This window comes from Pseudomonas eucalypticola, from assembly GCF_013374995.1.
GTDB classification, from domain to species: Bacteria; Pseudomonadota; Gammaproteobacteria; order Pseudomonadales; family Pseudomonadaceae; genus Aquipseudomonas; species Aquipseudomonas eucalypticola.
The window spans coordinates 3440265-3455164 of the sequence record NZ_CP056030.1; the positions used below are offsets into that span (position 1 = coordinate 3440265).

Annotated in this window: 14 protein-coding genes; 8 read left to right on the top strand and 6 right to left on the bottom strand. The window is 63.9% G+C overall.

Features of this window, described 5'->3' with window-relative positions:
- The first annotated feature begins 217 nt into the window (after positions 1 to 217).
- From HWQ56_RS15325 to HWQ56_RS15345, 5 genes are all read left to right on the top strand, one after another.
- Positions 218 to 586 (top strand): response regulator, encoded by a 369-nt coding sequence (locus tag HWQ56_RS15325; RefSeq protein ID WP_176571048.1) that lies wholly within the window; start codon positions 218 to 220, stop codon positions 584 to 586.
- 49 nt (positions 587 to 635) lie between these two features.
- On the top strand, positions 636 to 1919 hold the full coding sequence (locus HWQ56_RS15330) for a glycosyltransferase (protein WP_176571049.1): 1284 nt from the start codon (positions 636 to 638) through the stop codon (positions 1917 to 1919).
- Positions 1920 to 1994: 75 nt separating this feature from the next.
- Positions 1995 to 2924, top strand: coding sequence for a MurR/RpiR family transcriptional regulator (locus HWQ56_RS15335; RefSeq protein ID WP_176571050.1), 930 nt, complete (start codon positions 1995 to 1997; stop codon positions 2922 to 2924).
- A gap of 74 nt (positions 2925 to 2998) precedes the next feature.
- On the top strand, positions 2999 to 3910 hold the full coding sequence (locus HWQ56_RS15340) for an AraC family transcriptional regulator (RefSeq protein WP_176571051.1): 912 nt from the start codon (positions 2999 to 3001) through the stop codon (positions 3908 to 3910).
- Positions 3911 to 4035: 125 nt separating this feature from the next.
- Positions 4036 to 4173, top strand: a complete 138-nt coding sequence (locus tag HWQ56_RS15345) for a hypothetical protein (RefSeq protein ID WP_158153365.1) — start codon at positions 4036 to 4038, stop codon at positions 4171 to 4173.
- Between the two features lie 3 nt (positions 4174 to 4176).
- On the opposite strand, the gene HWQ56_RS15350 is transcribed toward HWQ56_RS15345, so the two are convergent.
- Positions 4177 to 5088: a LysR family transcriptional regulator gene (locus HWQ56_RS15350; RefSeq protein ID WP_158153366.1), complete on the bottom strand. Its 912-nt coding sequence runs from the start codon at positions 5086 to 5088 to the stop codon at positions 4177 to 4179.
- 188 nt (positions 5089 to 5276) lie between these two features.
- Positions 5277 to 6248 carry a porphobilinogen synthase gene (gene hemB, locus HWQ56_RS15355; RefSeq protein ID WP_158153367.1) on the bottom strand — a complete coding sequence of 324 codons (972 nt, stop codon included), beginning with the start codon at positions 6246 to 6248 and terminating at the stop codon, positions 5277 to 5279.
- A gap of 143 nt (positions 6249 to 6391) precedes the next feature.
- Between hemB and ddlA the strand changes: the two genes are divergently transcribed.
- Positions 6392 to 7486, top strand: a complete 1095-nt coding sequence (gene ddlA / locus HWQ56_RS15360; RefSeq protein WP_176571052.1) for a D-alanine--D-alanine ligase — start codon at positions 6392 to 6394, stop codon at positions 7484 to 7486.
- 36 nt (positions 7487 to 7522) lie between these two features.
- On the opposite strand, the gene HWQ56_RS15365 is transcribed toward ddlA, so the two are convergent.
- The 3 genes from HWQ56_RS15365 to HWQ56_RS15375 all read right to left on the bottom strand — a co-directional run bounded on the left by HWQ56_RS15365 (position 7523) and on the right by HWQ56_RS15375 (position 11061).
- On the bottom strand, positions 7523 to 7795 hold the full coding sequence (locus tag HWQ56_RS15365; protein WP_158153369.1) for a hypothetical protein: 273 nt from the start codon (positions 7793 to 7795) through the stop codon (positions 7523 to 7525).
- A gap of 1080 nt (positions 7796 to 8875) precedes the next feature.
- Complete coding sequence (locus tag HWQ56_RS15370) at positions 8876 to 9763, bottom strand: NAD(P)-dependent oxidoreductase (RefSeq protein WP_158153337.1); 888 nt, start codon at positions 9761 to 9763, stop codon at positions 8876 to 8878.
- A complete protein-coding gene (locus HWQ56_RS15375; protein ID WP_158153338.1) occupies positions 9760 to 11061 on the bottom strand; it encodes a cation:dicarboxylate symporter family transporter in 1302 nt (433 codons plus the stop codon). Before HWQ56_RS15375 ends, HWQ56_RS15370 begins: the two co-directional genes overlap by 4 nt.
- Positions 11062 to 11234: 173 nt before the next feature.
- Here HWQ56_RS15375 and HWQ56_RS15380 point away from each other — a divergent pair, with 173 nt between their 5' ends.
- Both HWQ56_RS15380 and HWQ56_RS15385 read left to right on the top strand, forming a co-directional pair.
- The gene (locus HWQ56_RS15380) at positions 11235 to 12344 is read left to right on the top strand and encodes an HlyD family secretion protein (protein WP_176571053.1); all 1110 of its coding nucleotides are present in this window, start codon (positions 11235 to 11237) and stop codon (positions 12342 to 12344) included.
- Positions 12341 to 13909, top strand: coding sequence for a DHA2 family efflux MFS transporter permease subunit (locus HWQ56_RS15385; RefSeq protein ID WP_158153340.1), 1569 nt, complete (start codon positions 12341 to 12343; stop codon positions 13907 to 13909). Before HWQ56_RS15380 ends, HWQ56_RS15385 begins: the two co-directional genes overlap by 4 nt.
- Positions 13910 to 13945: 36 nt before the next feature.
- Here the strand turns inward: HWQ56_RS15385 and HWQ56_RS15390 are convergent, their stop codons facing one another.
- The gene (locus HWQ56_RS15390) at positions 13946 to 14884 is read right to left on the bottom strand and encodes a site-specific integrase (protein ID WP_425331907.1); all 939 of its coding nucleotides are present in this window, start codon (positions 14882 to 14884) and stop codon (positions 13946 to 13948) included.
- Positions 14885 to 14900: the final 16 nt, after the last annotated feature.

Consider the following 14900-nt stretch of genomic DNA (forward strand, 5'->3'; position numbering starts at 1 on the left):
TGAACTTTTCCTTCATCCTACGATGTCTAGAAGCAGGCGAGGCTTTTGGCCAGTATTTACGGGGATATTTTGCATCTGGCCGTGGCACCGGTATCCTGTGTACCGGTAATTTTCACAATTGCCGGCCGCCGTACGGAACTTGCCGAATGCGCCGCTTACTCATTAAAGACCGGCGGCGCACCCTGCGCCCCCTCCGTTACCGTCCAGGATCGCTCCAATGCCAGAAGCCACCCCCCACACCATTCTCGTTGTCGAGGACGACTCGATCGTGCGCATGTTGATCGTCGATGTGCTGGAGGAGTTGGAGTACCAGGTACTGGAGGCAGCCGATGGCGAGGCGGCGTTGGTGTACATCACCAACGGCGATACCGTCATTGACCTGATGATGACTGACCAGGGCCTGCCGGACATCTCCGGCTCAGAGCTGGCGGAGAAGGCCCGCGCTCAACGCCCCGACCTGCCTATCCTGTTCGCCAGCGGTTATGCCGAAAACATCGACGTGCCCCCTGGCATGCACAGCATCGGCAAGCCCTTTTCCATCGACCAGCTACGTGACAAGGTCAAGGGTATACTGGCGCACAGTTGATCGCTGCAGTGCGAATCGTATTCTTTATCTTCTCGGAAAAGTTCACCCCATGCCCCCCGCCCACCTCCTCGTCATCGGCTACGTCTGGCCGGAACCCCGTTCTTCTGCCGCCGGTGGGCACATCATGCAGATACTCCAATGCTTCCTCGACCAGGGCTGGCAGGTCACCTTCGCCAGCCCTGCCGGTGATGGCGAGCACATGGCCGACCTGGCGGCGCTGGGCATCGCCCGGCAGGCCATCGAGCTGAACAATGAAAGTTTCGACCGCTTCATCGCCGAACTCACCCCCGACGTCGTGCTGTTCGACCGGTTCATGATGGAAGAGCAGTTTGGCTGGCGGGTGGAGAAACACTGCCCCAGTGCCCTGCGGGTGCTGGAAACCAGCGACTTGCAGAGCCTGCGCGACGCGCGCCAGGTGCTGCTCAAGGACGCCCTCAAGGCGCAACCGCAACGCGAAGACTTCAGCACCCTGTTCAGCCTTGACCACCCCGACCTGTACCGGCACATGGCGGCGGCGGACATCAGCCAGCGGGAGGTGGCGGCGATCTACCGCAGTGACCTGAGCCTGATGATCTCGCAACCCGAGATTGAACTGCTGACCGGCCAGTTTCGCGTGCCCGGCGCGCTGCTGCACCATTGCCCCTTGATGGTCGAGCCCTCGGGCCCCGGCAAGCCCTTTGAGCAGCGTGCGCACTTCCTCAGCATCGGCAATTTCCGCCATGCGCCGAATTGGGATGCCGTGCTGTGGCTCAAAACGGTGCTGTGGCCAAGGATTCGCCAGCGCCTGCCCCAGGCTGAACTGCACGTGTACGGCGCCTACACCCCGCCCAAGGCAATGGCCCTGAATAACCCGGCCCAGGGCTTCCGGGTGTTGAACTGGGCCGAGGACGCGCTGCAGGTGATGGGCGATGCCCGTGTGGCGCTGGCGCCGCTGCGTTTTGGCGCGGGCATCAAGGGCAAGCTGGTCGACGCCATGCTGTGCGGGACGCCCAGCGTCACCACCCCCATAGGCACGGAGGGCATGCACGGCCCGCTACCCTGGCCGGGGCTGGTGGCCAGCGATGTGGACGGCCTGGTGGACGCCGCTGTGCGCCTCCATCAAGACCAGGCCGCCTGGGAGCACGCCCACGCCCAGGCGCGGCCCCTGCTGGAGGCGCGCTACCGTTACCGCCCCCATGCCGAGGCACTGGTAACGCGCATCGACACCTTGCGCAGCACCCTGCAAGCCCATCGCCTTTGCAACTTCACCGGTGCCATGTTGCGCCATCATCACCACAAGAGCACCCAATACATGGCGCAATGGATCGAGGCAAAAAGAAAAAATACCGCTTAATTGGATCCAATTTAAATCCATGACTACACTGCCGGGAACCGTGGCCATTTCACTCTCGAACAGGTTGTCGCCGTCATGATGGATACTCCCGCTCCGGACTTCACTCACAAGGTCTACAAGACGCCGTTGATGCAACGCATGAGCCAAGTGGCCAAGGAGCTGGGACGCCCTGGCCTGGCGCTCGACAGGCAGCCGGCGTTGTACAAGGTGGCCGACTTCATTCTACAGAACCCCTGGCTGTCCCCTACCCTGAACATCGAACATCTGTCCGCCGGGGCAGGCACGTCGACGGCGGCCGTCAACCGCCTGGCCAATTACATGGGCATGAACGGCTTCACTGGCCTGCGTGAAGCCCTGGTGCTGCATTTGCTGGAACTGGTATCGCCCGCTGACTGGGTACGGGCGCAAGTGGCCCAGCATCCCGAGCGCGGCTTCGGGCTGCACCAGCAGGTACGCCTGAGCACGGGCAACCTCGATGCCGCCCTCAGCGCCAACGACGACGACCGCTTCGACAGTGTGGTGACCAGCCTGGCCCAGGCCCGGCACCTGTACGTGCTGGGCTTTGGCAACTGCCACTACCTGGCAGGCCTGGCCACCACCTGCCTGGTGCCCCACTGTGCCCACGTGGTGGCGTTGAACATGGAAGGTGGCAGCGAGAACGCCGCCTACCGCATGGCCGCCATCGGCCCCGGCGACACCTTGCTGACCCTGGCGCTGCAGCCCTATGCCAATGACACCTTGCACCTGGCGGAGTATGCCGCCAGTCGCGGCGCGGCCGTCGTGGCCATCACCGACTCGCCCGCTTCGCCCATGATGGCCGTGGCCAACCAGTGCCTGTTCGCGCCCCCGACCCACCCGGTGTTGCGCAACTCCAAGGTGGCGATGCTGGTGCTGATCGAAGCACTGGCCAGCGCGGTGCGGCTGCGTAATCTGGAGCCGATCAACCAATCCATTCGCCTGGCCGAAGACGCGCTCAAGTACGTGCAGGGTAAAGGCTGCGCCTGAATGGGCATTGCCGGGGCAGTGCCTTTATGAGTAGGCTTGGGGCTTACTGGCACACAACAACAAGCGGCCACCGCATGACCAGACCCAGCAGAATCACCGACCCGTCCTATGAGTTGATGGACGATCACGAAGGCTTGTCGATCATCTATCGCCAGCACGGCTTCCCCTGCCCCCTGGTGCGCTGGCACTTTCACAAGGAATACGAACTGCACCTGATCGTGGCCAGTTCCGGCAAGGTATTCGTGGGCGACTACATCGGTAATTTCCACCCCAATAGCCTGTTCCTCACCGGCCCCAACCTGCCCCACAACTGGATCAGCCAGGTGGCGCCCGACCAGGTGGTGGAAAAGCGCGACATGCTGGTCAACTTCACGGACGAACTGTTCGACAACGCCCTGCCGGTGTTCAGCGAACTCAAGGGCCTGAGCCCCTTGCTGGAACGGGCCCGGCACGGCATCGAGTTCCGCTGCCCGCGAACACTGGAACAGGCCGCCATGCTGATGCAATGCATCGCCGACAGCCAGGGGGTGAGCCGCCTGGGCTACTTCCTGATCCTGATGGAGCGCCTGGCGGCGTGCGAGGACTACCAATTGCTGTCCGACAGCAATGCGCCCCACCTGGCGGACGAGAACAGCATCGACCGCACCAACCGTGCGGTGGACTACATCTTCAGCCACTACAGCCGGGACCTGCCCCTCGAAGAAGTGGCCCAGCACCTGGGCATGAAGCCCACCTATTTTTCGCGGGTGTTCAAACAGGCCACGGGGCGCTGCTTTGTCGAGTTCGTCAACCGCCTGCGCATCAGCAAATCCTGTGAACTGCTGGCCGATGGGCGCAGGGCCGTCACCGACGTGTGCTTCCAATCCGGGTTCAACAACATTTCCAACTTCAACCGGCGCTTCCAGCAGCTCAAAGGCATGACCCCGTCCGATTACCGCCGCTTGGCCGTGCAGCGCGTCACCGAGCAGAACCCGCGCAACACCTGACCCGCGGCGTGCCGGCGCGCATTGTTACCGGATCGGGAACACAGCCTTGCGGCCTGCGACCTAGCGTCGCACCCTAGCCATTGGTAGAGTAGCGCCCGTTTGGAAGAACCTGTAAGGACCGCCCCATGCTTCGACTCGTCGCCTATGCGCTGCTGTTTCTGATTTCCTTTGGCATCGCAGTGGACCATCGCCGTGAATACCGCCGCGGCCAGGCTCGCCGCCGGGCGCGGGTGGCGTCGCAGCACACCCACGCGCAAGACTGACCCCTACGGCGCCAGCGCCTGGCCCCCCGGCAACACCGAGCGCAACTGGCTGATCAGCACCTTGATCTTGGCGTCCAGGTAGCGCCGGTTGGTGTACACCGCATACACATTCAGGCATTGCAGGCGGTACTGCGGCAACAGCCGCACCAGGCTGCCACTGTCGATGCCCTTCTGGGCTGAAAACACCGGCAGCGACCCTACCCCCATCCCGGCCTCGATCGCTTCGATCATCGCATCGCCCATGTTCACCTGAAAGGCCGAAGGCCCCAGGTTGATGCGCTGCACGTCTTCGTCTCCGTGAAATTCCCAATGGTCGGTGATATTGCTGGGGTTGATCAGGCGCAGGCATTCGTGGTCCCGCAACGCCTGGGGCGTCGACGGTGCGCCACGGCGGGCAATGTAGTCGGGGGATGCACACAGCACGCTATAGGACTGGCCGATGCGCTGGCTGACATAACCGGAGTCCGGCAACTGCGCTGCCAGGACAATGGCCACGTCGATGCCTTCCTCTATCAGGTCGGGCATGCGGTTCGCCATGGTCAGCTCGAAGCTGACGTCGGGGTATTGCTGGCGATAATCGGCGATGGCTGGCACCACGTAGTGACGCCCCACGGCCATCATCGAATGCACCCGCAAGCGGCCGCTGGGACGCAGCTGGGTGTTGCCCGCCTCGTTCTCGGCTTCATCGACGTGGGCAATGATCTGCTCGCAGCGGGCCAGGTAACGCTGGCCGACTTCGGTAAGGGCCACGTGGCGGGTACTGCGGTTGAGCAGGCGCGCACGCAGGTGCGCTTCCAGGGCGGCGATGCTGCGCGACACCGTGGCCACAGCCACATTCAATTGTTTGGCCGCATGGCTGAAACTGCCGGCCTCGGCGACGCAGACGAAGGTGCGCATGTTTTGCAGAGTGTCCATCGAATGCCTCTTGGATGGTGAAGCTGCAATTGTCACACAGGTGGAGCGAATGATTATTCCGCGGGAAGAAAAGGCTATTCGCCTGTGACGCAATACTGTGGAGCGCATTTCCCCCGCTTCGCCGGTCCCGCCGGGTGCGGTGTTGCCCCGTGGGAGCAGGCGAAGCGGAGGAAAAGGATGACGCGGACTCAGATCCCGTCGCGGGCGATGTCCATGGCGAAGTAAGTGAAGATCAGGTCGGCCCCGGCGCGCTTGATGGCGCCCAGGCTTTCACGCACCACGCGGGCTTCGTCGATGGCACCGGCCTGGGCCCCGAACTTGATCATCGCGTACTCACCGCTGACCTGGTAGGCGGTCAGCGGCAGGCGCGAAGCTTCGCGGATGTCGCGGATGATATCCAGGTACGCGCCGGCGGGCTTGACCATGATGGCGTCGGCACCTTCCTGCTCGTCCAGCAACGACTCGCGCACCGCTTCGCGGCGGTTCATCGGGTTCATCTGGTAGGCCTTGCGGTCGCCCTTGAGCGCAGACCCCCCGGCTTCACGGAACGGGCCATACAGCGCCGAGGCGAATTTGGTGGAATAGGCCATGATGGAAGTGTCGATGAAACCGGCTCCGTCCAGGGCGCTGCGAATGGCCTGCACCTGCCCGTCCATGGCCGCCGACGGCGAGATGAAATCGGCACCGGCACGGGCGGCCGCCACCGCTTGCTTGCCCAGGTTGCGCAAGGTGGCGTCGTTGTCCACGCCGTGGTCGCACAACACGCCACAGTGGCCGTGGGAAGTGTATTCGCAGAAGCAGGTGTCGGCCATGACGATCATTTCCGGCACAGCGTCCTTGGCGATGCGCGCCATGCGCGACACCAGGCCATTTTCCTGCCAGGTGTCGCTGCCGTCGGCGTCCAGCTTGTGGGACACGCCGAAGGTCATCACCGACTTGATGCCGGCACGGGCGTAGCGCTCGATCTCGCCAGCCAGTTTCGATTCGGGGATACGCATTACCCCCGGCATGCTGGTGATAGGCACGAAGTCATCGATTTCTTCCTCGACGAAAATCGGCAGCACCAGGTCGTCCAGGCTGAACTCGGTTTCCTGGAACAGCGAACGGAGGTTCTCGGAACGCCGCAGGCGCCGCGGACGAACTAGAGGGAACTGGGACATCGTGATTCCTGTGTTGAACATGACAATTCAGTGCGTCAGATTATGCCTGTCCGGCGTTCAGGACAAATCAGCTTTGACAATGCATTCTTGCAACGAGTGTAACAGTGCCGATTCAGGCACCCAAACCTATAAGGAATACCGTGATGGCCAAGCTGCGCGTAGGGGTGATATTCGGAGGCCGCTCGGCCGAACATGAGGTGTCATTGCAGTCGGCGCGCAACATCGTCGATGCACTGGACCGCGAACGCTTCGAGCCGGTGCTGATCGGCATCGACAAGGACGGCCAATGGCACCTGAACGACGCTGGCGACTACCTGCTCAACCAGGATGACCCAGCATTGATCGCCCTCAACCGTTCCAACCGCGAGCTGGCGCTGGTGCCTGGCAAGGCCGAGCGTCAACTGGTGGAAACCGGCGCGTCGCCCTTGGCCCACATCGACGTGATCTTCCCGGTGGTGCACGGCACCCAGGGCGAGGATGGCTGCTTGCAAGGGCTGCTGCGCATGGCCGATCTGCCGTTCGTGGGCTCCGATGTGCTGGCCTCGGCGGTGTGCATGGACAAGGACGTCAGCAAGCGCTTGCTGCGCGACGCCGGGCTGGCCATTACCCCCTTCATCAGCCTCAACCGCGCCACTGCCCGGCGGCGTGACTTTGCCCAGGTGCAGGCCGAACTGGGCCTGCCGCTGTTCGTCAAGCCGGCCAACCTGGGCTCCTCGGTGGGGGTCAGCAAGGTCGAGGACGAGGCCGCCTATTGGCAAGCGCTGGACCTGGCCCTGGCCTATGACGACAAGGTGCTGGTCGAGGCCGCCGTGCACGGACGTGAAATCGAATGCGCCGTGCTGGGCAATGACCAGCCGATTGCCAGCGGCTGTGGCGAGATCGTGGTCAAGGGCGGCTTCTATTCCTATGACAGCAAATACATCGACGCCGACGCGGCGCAAGTGCTGGTACCGGCCGCTATCGCCCCGGCAGCCAGCGACCGCGTGCGCGCATTGGCCATCGAGGCCTTCCAGGTACTAGGCTGCAGCGGGCTGGCGCGGGTGGACGTGTTTCTCAAGGACAGCGGTGAAGTGATCATCAACGAGCTGAACACCCTGCCCGGCTTTACCCACATCAGCATGTATCCGCAGCTGTGGCTGGCGGCGGGGCTGACCTATACCGAACTGGTGAGCCGGCTGATCGACCTGGCGCTGGAGCGCCATGCTCAGCGCAGCAACCTGAAGGCTACCCGAAGCTAGGGAGCAGCGGGCCTGGCTCCGTCACGCACCGGCCGTTCAGAGCACCTGCTGGTCGGTGATCATCGATTGCACGATGAAGTCTTTCTGCGCGGGGGTCAGGGTGTCCCAGATGTGGGTTTTGCCGTACAGGCCCAGGCCGCCGATGATGTAGATCACCAGCGCGCAGATGATAGCGATGGAGGTGGCGGTCCAGCGGCCTTCGTCTTCATCGGCGTGGGTGCCTTGCAACTCGGCCCGTGGGCTGACCGAGGTACCACTGAACAGGCGGCGAAACATTTGCAACAGGAAAAGCAGGACCAGGCGCAGCATGGGTAGGGGTCTCTCTAAAAGGTACAGGGATGCGCAGTCCGTGCGCGACTGTGAATCAAAAAGCGGAAACGAAAAAGCCCGTCGCATGGACGGGCTTTTTTATAAGAAGTAAGGAGGCTGGCTCCTGCGGCTCGTTGGCCGAATGCCGGTGATTTTACATGTACCGTTTGGTTAATTCCACTATTGATAGCAAGCAAACGATAAACGGTCAGTCATCGTACAACCCTACCTGAGAGGCGCATGATCTCAAGGGCACTTGATATCCCGTGGGGGCGCCGAGCCCTTGGCCGGGAAGCGCCGCGCGGGCGGCGCACGGTCTAAAGGGCGCTGGAGAAACCCAAGCCATGCACCTGGCGGCCCTGATCCAATCTTCAGGCGAAAAACCAAGGCGGTCAAGGCAATCCCCCAGACATAACTGGCCCGAAACAGATGTGGGACCGGCCTTGGCCGGGAAGCGCCGCGCGGGCGGCGCTCGATCTCAAGGGCGCCATAAAAGCGTCGACTAGCGCTTGGTGGCCATGGTGAGATCTCTAGCGGGCCTCTAAAAGCTCGTCATGAAACCGCATCATGGCCTCTAGGGGCATGGCTTGGGTTTCCCCGGCGCCCTGGAGACCGTGCGCCGCCCGCGCGGCGCTTCCCGGGCAAGCCCGGTCCCACGTTTGTTTCGGGCCAGTTATGCCTGTGGGATTGCCTGGTCCGCCTTGTTTTTCCGGCTTGAAACCGCATCATGGCCTCTGGGTGCATGGCTTGGGTTTCTCCAGCGCCTGGAGACCGTGCGCCGCCCGCGCGGCGCTTCCCGGCCAAGGGCTCGGCGCCCCCACCGGCCCCACATCTGTTTCGGGCCAGTTATGCCTGTGGGATTGCCTGGACCGCCTTGTTTTTCCGGCTTGAGACCGCATCATGGCCTCTGGGTGCATGGCTTGGGTTTCTCCAGCACCCTTTAGACCGTGCGCCGCCCGCGCGGCGCTTCCCAGGCAAGGGCTCGGCGCCCCCCCCCGGTCCCACATCCGTTTCGGGCCAGCTATGTCTGTGCCATTGCCTGGTCCGCCTACTGGTTCGTCTTGCGATCGCGAGGCCACATCACCCGCGCCGCGTTGCCTCCAGGGTGTCCACCAGCCGCGTCCAGTCGAACGGCAGCGTATCGGCATAGGTCAAGCCCTGCTCCGCCATACGCTCCACCAGTCCGCGCTGCGTGGCGACGATGGCCTGGCTCATGTGCGGCGTGACCCCGACGTCGGCGGCGGTCTTGGCCACTTCTTCCATTTCCTCGGCACGCCGGCGGCCATGTTCAGCCACGCGGCTGACCAGGTAATGCGGGAGCTCTGCGTCCCAGCCCATGCTCGGGAAGCTCTTGTGCAGCGAGGCCAGCACGGCGTCTTCGGCACCGTATTGGCGGGCAGTGGCCAGGCATTCGGTGGTCAGCGCTTCCAGGCCCTTGATCATCACGCTGCGACACATCTTGATGGCCGAGGCCACACCGATGTCGTCCGCCACCACGCGGACATTGAAGCCCAGCGGTGTGAGCCAGGCCGCGACCTGCTGGGCGGGCTCTCCGCCCAGCAGTATCGGCGTCTGCAAGCGCTGTGGCGGCACAGGGGCCATGACAGCGGCGTCCAGGTATCGCCCACCGGCAGCGTTCACCGCGCGGCACGCCGCACGCTTGGTATTGGGCGCCACCGAGTTGATGTCCATGAACACTTGTTCAGGCGTCATCAGGGTGGCGACCTCTTCGGCCACGCCCAGGGCGGAACCCGCGGTGACCGCGCTGATCACCAGGTCGGTCCCGGCCACCGCCGCGGCCGCGGTGGCGCACAGCTCGACCCCCGAAGCGGCGGCTTTGGCGCGCAGTTGCTCGCCCAGGCGGTCATAGGCCCTGACTTCCAGGCCCTGGGCAGCCAGGTCGTGGCCAAGGATACCGCCGGCTTCGCCGAAACCGATCAATGCGATGCGAAGGCTGTGGTTTGTCATTTTGAGCTCTCTGGCAAGGTGGCAAGCGGCGCCGCAGGGGCGCGGTCAGGGGAAGCAAGGTAGGCGTCGAAACGCTGACGATCGAAGAGTTTTTCCCAGCGGCAGATCACGAATACCGCCACGCTGTTACCGATGACGTTGGTCGTGGAGGTGGCGATGGCCAGTACTCGGTCGATGCCGAACAACAGCCCCACAGCGCCCATGGGCAGCACGCGTACCGTCTGCAGGGTGGCCGCCAATTTGATCACCGCGCCCCCCGCCGACCCGGCCCCACCCTTGGACGTGAGCAGCATCACCCCCAACAGGCTGAGCTGCTGGCCCAGGGACAATGAGGTGTCCGTGGCCTGGGCCAGGAAGCCCAACCCGCACGCCATGTACAGGCAGGCCCCGTCGATATTGAAGCTGTAGCCGGCGGGCAGCACAAAACCCACCACCGCCTCGTCGCAACCCGCGCGCTTGAGCTTGTCCACCAGGCGCGGAAACGCTGCTTCGCTGGACGCGGTGCCCATGGCGATGATCGCCTCGTCCTTGATCACGCGCAGGATCTTGAGCAGCGAAAACCCTGCCAGCGCTGCCACGCTGCCCAGGATCAGGAAGATGAAGATCAGCACACTGGCGTAATAGGTGAGGATGTAGCGCAGCAGGTACAGCAGGGTCGAATGCCCGTAACTGCCCACCGCGGCGGCCATGGCCCCGAACGCGCCCAGGGGCGAGAGGCGCATGATGTAGCCGAGCAATTTGAAAATGACGGTCTGGCCCTCGTTGAGCAAGCGCATGCCCACCCAATCGGGCTTGGCGCACTGGGCCAGCGCCACGCCCACCAGCAGCGAGACGAACAGGACCGGGAGAATCTCGCCGTCGACGAACGCGCTGCCCAGGGTGCGCGGAATGATCGACAGCATGAAGTGGCTCAGGCTGAAGCTGTCGGCCGCCAATGCCGCGCTCTGCCCCGCCGCCTCGCCGGTGAGGGTATCGGCCATGTGCAGGTGCAGGCCATCACCGGGGCGTATCAGCGACACCACCACGAACCCGGTGAGCATGGCCAAGGTACTGACCACCTCGAAGTACAGCAGGGTCTTGATGCCGATGCGGCCCAGGCGGCGGAAATCGCCGATGTGGGCGATGCCGTGGACCACGGTAAAGAAAATGATCGGCCCCAGCAGCATCTTCAGCAAGGCGATGAAGGCGGTGCCCAGGGGTTTCATCTGCACGGCGACGTCTGGCGCCAGCAGGCCCAGGGCGATGGCCAGTGCCATGGCGATCAGCACCTGGATATACAACTTGCCAAGCCATTTCATGGCGGCTCCTCGTTTGTTGTTTTTATTGCATTGGAGAGTCGCATGGGTGGACGAAGGCGAAAAATGCATTCGTTTGTGGGTGCCATGCCTTTTGTTTATGGAAAAGCAGGGCTGGACGCAATCATATTATACTCATAATATTATGATCATCAGCCCATCCATGGACACCCGCCATGACCAACCTCGCCGTCGATACGCCCGTCACCCCTGCCCCCACCCACACCCGCAAGCGCTGGCTGTTGGCCTTGGGAGCACTCGCGGCGCTGGCACTGCTGGCCTGGTTGGGCGGGCACTGGTGGCTGACCGGGCGTTTCGTGCAAAGCACCGATGATGCGTACATCGGTGCCGACACCACGGTGGTCGGGCCCAAAGTCTCAGGCTATATCGCCCAGGTGGCCGTCACCGACAACCAGCGGGTCAAGGCCGGCGACCTGCTGGTGAAAATCGATGACCGGGACTACCGCGCTGCCTTGGCCAAGGCCCAGGGTGCGGTGGCCGCGCAGCAGGCGCTGCTGGCCAACCTGGACGCCACCGAGCGTTTGCAGCAAGCGGTGATCGACCAGGCCAGCGCCGGCATCACCGTGGCGGCGGCCGAACAGGTGCGCTCGCGCAACGACAACCTGCGCTACCAGACCCTGTCCAAAACCTCGGCCGTGTCCCTGCAGGACGCCCAGCAAGTGGACGCCACCTTCAAGACCGCCCAGGCCAACAGCGCCCGCGCCCAGGCCCAACTGCTGGCCGCGCAACGCCAGGTGCAAGTGATCGACACCCAGAAACAACAGGCCCGTGCCGCGCTGCAGCAGGCTGACGCCGACCTGGACATGGCCCGCCTGAACCTGGGCTACACGGAGCTGCGCGCACCGGTTGACGGCGTCGTGGGCAACCGCCGTGCGCGGGTTGGCGCCTATGCCGCGGCCGGCACCCAGCTGCTGGCGGTGGTACCGGCCAACGGCCTGTGGGTAGATGCCAACTTCAAGGAGGACCAGTTGGCCGCCATGCAGGCCGGCCAACGCGTGGAGGTGCGCGCCGACATACTGCCCGGCAAGGTCTTCCACGGCCACCTGGACAGCCTGGCGCCCGCCACCGGCGCGCAGTTCAGCGTGCTGCCACCGGAGAACGCCACCGGCAACTTCACCAAGATCGTCCAGCGCGTGCCGGTGCGTATTGTGCTGGACCCCGTGGACGGCCAACTGGGGCAATTGCGCCCCGGGTTATCGGTGACGGCTGAGGTCGACACCCGCGAGGCCGTGGACACGCAGCAGGCACAGGCCAGCGCCCCATGAGCCGCGCCCTGCCCTTCGACGCCGCCTCGATGCCCACCGGGCAAAAAGTCTTCGCCTTCGCCGCCATGTGCGTGGGCATGTTCATCGCCTTGCTGGACATCCAGATCGTTTCTGCCTCACTGCGTGACATCGGTGGCGGGCTGTCGGCCGGCGCCGACGAAACAGCCTGGGTGCAGACCAGTTACCTGATCGCCGAAATCGTCGTTATTCCGCTGTCGGGCTGGTTGTCACGGGTATTTTCCACCCGCTGGCTGTTCTGTGCCTCGGCGGTGGGTTTTACCCTGTCGAGCCTGCTGTGCGGCATGGCCTGGAATATCCAGAGCATGATCGCCTTCCGCGCCTTGCAGGGGTTTCTCGGGGGGTCGATGATCCCGCTGGTGTTCACCACCGCCTTTTTTTTCTTCACTGGCAAACAGAAGGTCATCGCCGCTGCCACCATCGGAGCCATCGCCTCCCTGGCCCCTACCCTGGGCCCGACCATCGGCGGGTGGATCACCGACCACTACTCCTGGCATTGGCTGTTCTACATCAACCTGGTGCCCGGCCTCTTCGTCGCCGTGGCCGTACCGGTATTGGTACGCATCGACGAACCGGACCTGCGCCTGCTCAAGGGCGCCGACTACCTGAGCATGGTGTTCATGGCGCTGTTCCTCGGCTGCCTGGAATACACCCTGGAGGAAGGCCCCCGATGGAACTGGTTCAGCGACAGCACCATCCTGGTGACCGCCTGGGTGTCGGGCCTGGCGGCCTTGGCGTTCATTGGTCGCACCCTGACGGTGAGCAACCCGGTGGTGGACCTGCGGGCCCTGGGTGAGCGCAATTTTGCCCTGGGCTGCTTTTTCTCGTTCGTCACCGGCATCGGCCTGTTCGCCACCATTTACCTGACCCCGCTGTTTCTGGGCCGGGTGCGCGGCTACAGCGCGCTGGACATTGGCCTGGCGGTATTCTCGACCGGGGTGTTCCAGATCCTGTCGATTCCGTTGTACGCCTTCCTGGCCAACCGCGTGGACCTGCGCTGGATCATGATGACGGGCCTGGCGCTGTTCGCGCTGTCCATGTGGGACTTCTCGCCCATCACCCATGACTGGGGCGCCCGGGAGCTGCTACTGCCCCAGGCCTTGCGCGGCATGGCCCAGCAACTGGCGGTACCGCCCACCGTGACCCTGACCCTGGGCGCCCTGGCCCAGTCACGTCTCAAGCAGGCGTCGGGGCTGTTCAACCTGATGCGCAACCTGGGCGGCGCCATTGGCATCGCCGCCTGCGCCACCCTCCTCAATGACCGCACCAACCTGCACTTCACCCGGCTGGCGGAGCATTTGAACAGCGCCAACGAAAACCTCAACCAGTGGTTGAACCAGGTGGGCAGCAGCCTGGGGCAGATGGGGCTGGACGGCAACGCGGCGGCGCTCAGGCAGTTGTGGAACCTCACCTACCGCGAGGCGCAGACACAAACCTATGCCGATGCCTTCCTGGCGATCATGGTGTGCTTCGTGGTGGCCACCGCGATGGTACCGTTGATGCGCAAAGTAGCACCGCCAGCGGCGCCCTCGGCCGATGCCCACTGACACCAGGCGCCCACGCTGACAGCGGCTGGTAACGGGTCACAGGTCGTACCGATCCACCGCCCGACGCCGCTCGTTGTCATCGCGCACATCGTAGTTGGCGGTGGTCTGGATGTTGGTGTGGTGCGCCAGCTTCTGCGCGATCGACAGGTCATGCTCTTCGATCACCCGGGTGATGAACGAGCGCCGGAAGTCATGGGGCATGATCTTCACCCCCACCTGGGTGCCACGTTGCCGGGCGATGTAGTAAATGGCGTGCTTGGTGATGCGCTCGCGGGTGATGTGGCTGCCGCGGCGGATGCGGTTGAACAGGAAGCTGTCGTCCTGTTCGCCCTCGCCCAGGTGCTCGCGACGATACGCCAGCCAGGCATTGAGCTTTTCGAAGGCCCAGGCCGGCGCGTATTTGATCAATTGCTTGTTACCCTTGCCCGTCACCTGCAGGCTGCGCTCGCTGAAGTCGATCTGCGACAACTCCAGGTTCACCGACTCGGATTTGCGCATCCCCGAGCCGTACAGGATGGCGATCACCGCCGCATCGCGCAGGCCCTGGGGGCGGGGGTCGGCGGCGCAAACGTCCATCAGCTCGCGAATCAGCGTGCGCTTGAGGTTACGGCCCTGACTCAGGCGGGTCCCGGCGGCGGGCTTGACCGAGCGCATCTTGAGCAAGTGGTCCTGGTCGATCAGGCTCAGGCGCCAGGCTTCGTTCATTACCCCGCGCAGGGCGTTGACGTACAACGAAGAAGTATTGGGGGCGTAACCGTCCGCGCGCAGGGCGGCCACCAAGCCGGTGATGTGGCCGGGCTGCAACACATGCCAGGGCACGTCGCGAATGTCAGCGTCGGCGAACCCGAGGCGGTCGGCGGCGTCCTGCAACACGTATTTCATGGTCAACTGGCTGGAGGGCACCAGGCGGGCCAGGTACTGCACCAGGGGGTTGCGCACGTCCGGCAACGGGTCAAGGGCGTGGAGATCAGGCAAAACAGGGCGTTCCTCG

What these genes read in the sequence shown, in the direction of transcription:
- HWQ56_RS15325 (WP_176571048.1), top strand. Translation starts at nt 218, where the DNA reads ATGCCAGAAGCCACCCCCCACACCATTCTCGTTGTCGAGGACGACTCG.
- HWQ56_RS15330 (WP_176571049.1), top strand. Translation starts at nt 636, where the DNA reads ATGCCCCCCGCCCACCTCCTCGTCATCGGCTACGTCTGGCCGGAACCC.
- HWQ56_RS15335 (WP_176571050.1), top strand. Translation starts at nt 1,995, where the DNA reads ATGATGGATACTCCCGCTCCGGACTTCACTCACAAGGTCTACAAGACG.
- HWQ56_RS15340 (WP_176571051.1), top strand. Translation starts at nt 2,999, where the DNA reads ATGACCAGACCCAGCAGAATCACCGACCCGTCCTATGAGTTGATGGAC.
- HWQ56_RS15345 (WP_158153365.1), top strand. Translation starts at nt 4,036, where the DNA reads ATGCTTCGACTCGTCGCCTATGCGCTGCTGTTTCTGATTTCCTTTGGC.
- HWQ56_RS15350 (WP_158153366.1), bottom strand. Translation starts at nt 5,088, where the DNA reads ATGGACACTCTGCAAAACATGCGCACCTTCGTCTGCGTCGCCGAGGCC.
- hemB (WP_158153367.1), bottom strand. Translation starts at nt 6,248, where the DNA reads ATGTCCCAGTTCCCTCTAGTTCGTCCGCGGCGCCTGCGGCGTTCCGAG.
- ddlA (WP_176571052.1), top strand. Translation starts at nt 6,392, where the DNA reads ATGGCCAAGCTGCGCGTAGGGGTGATATTCGGAGGCCGCTCGGCCGAA.
- HWQ56_RS15365 (WP_158153369.1), bottom strand. Translation starts at nt 7,795, where the DNA reads ATGCTGCGCCTGGTCCTGCTTTTCCTGTTGCAAATGTTTCGCCGCCTG.
- HWQ56_RS15370 (WP_158153337.1), bottom strand. Translation starts at nt 9,763, where the DNA reads ATGACAAACCACAGCCTTCGCATCGCATTGATCGGTTTCGGCGAAGCC.
- HWQ56_RS15375 (WP_158153338.1), bottom strand. Translation starts at nt 11,061, where the DNA reads ATGAAATGGCTTGGCAAGTTGTATATCCAGGTGCTGATCGCCATGGCA.
- HWQ56_RS15380 (WP_176571053.1), top strand. Translation starts at nt 11,235, where the DNA reads ATGACCAACCTCGCCGTCGATACGCCCGTCACCCCTGCCCCCACCCAC.
- HWQ56_RS15385 (WP_158153340.1), top strand. Translation starts at nt 12,341, where the DNA reads ATGAGCCGCGCCCTGCCCTTCGACGCCGCCTCGATGCCCACCGGGCAA.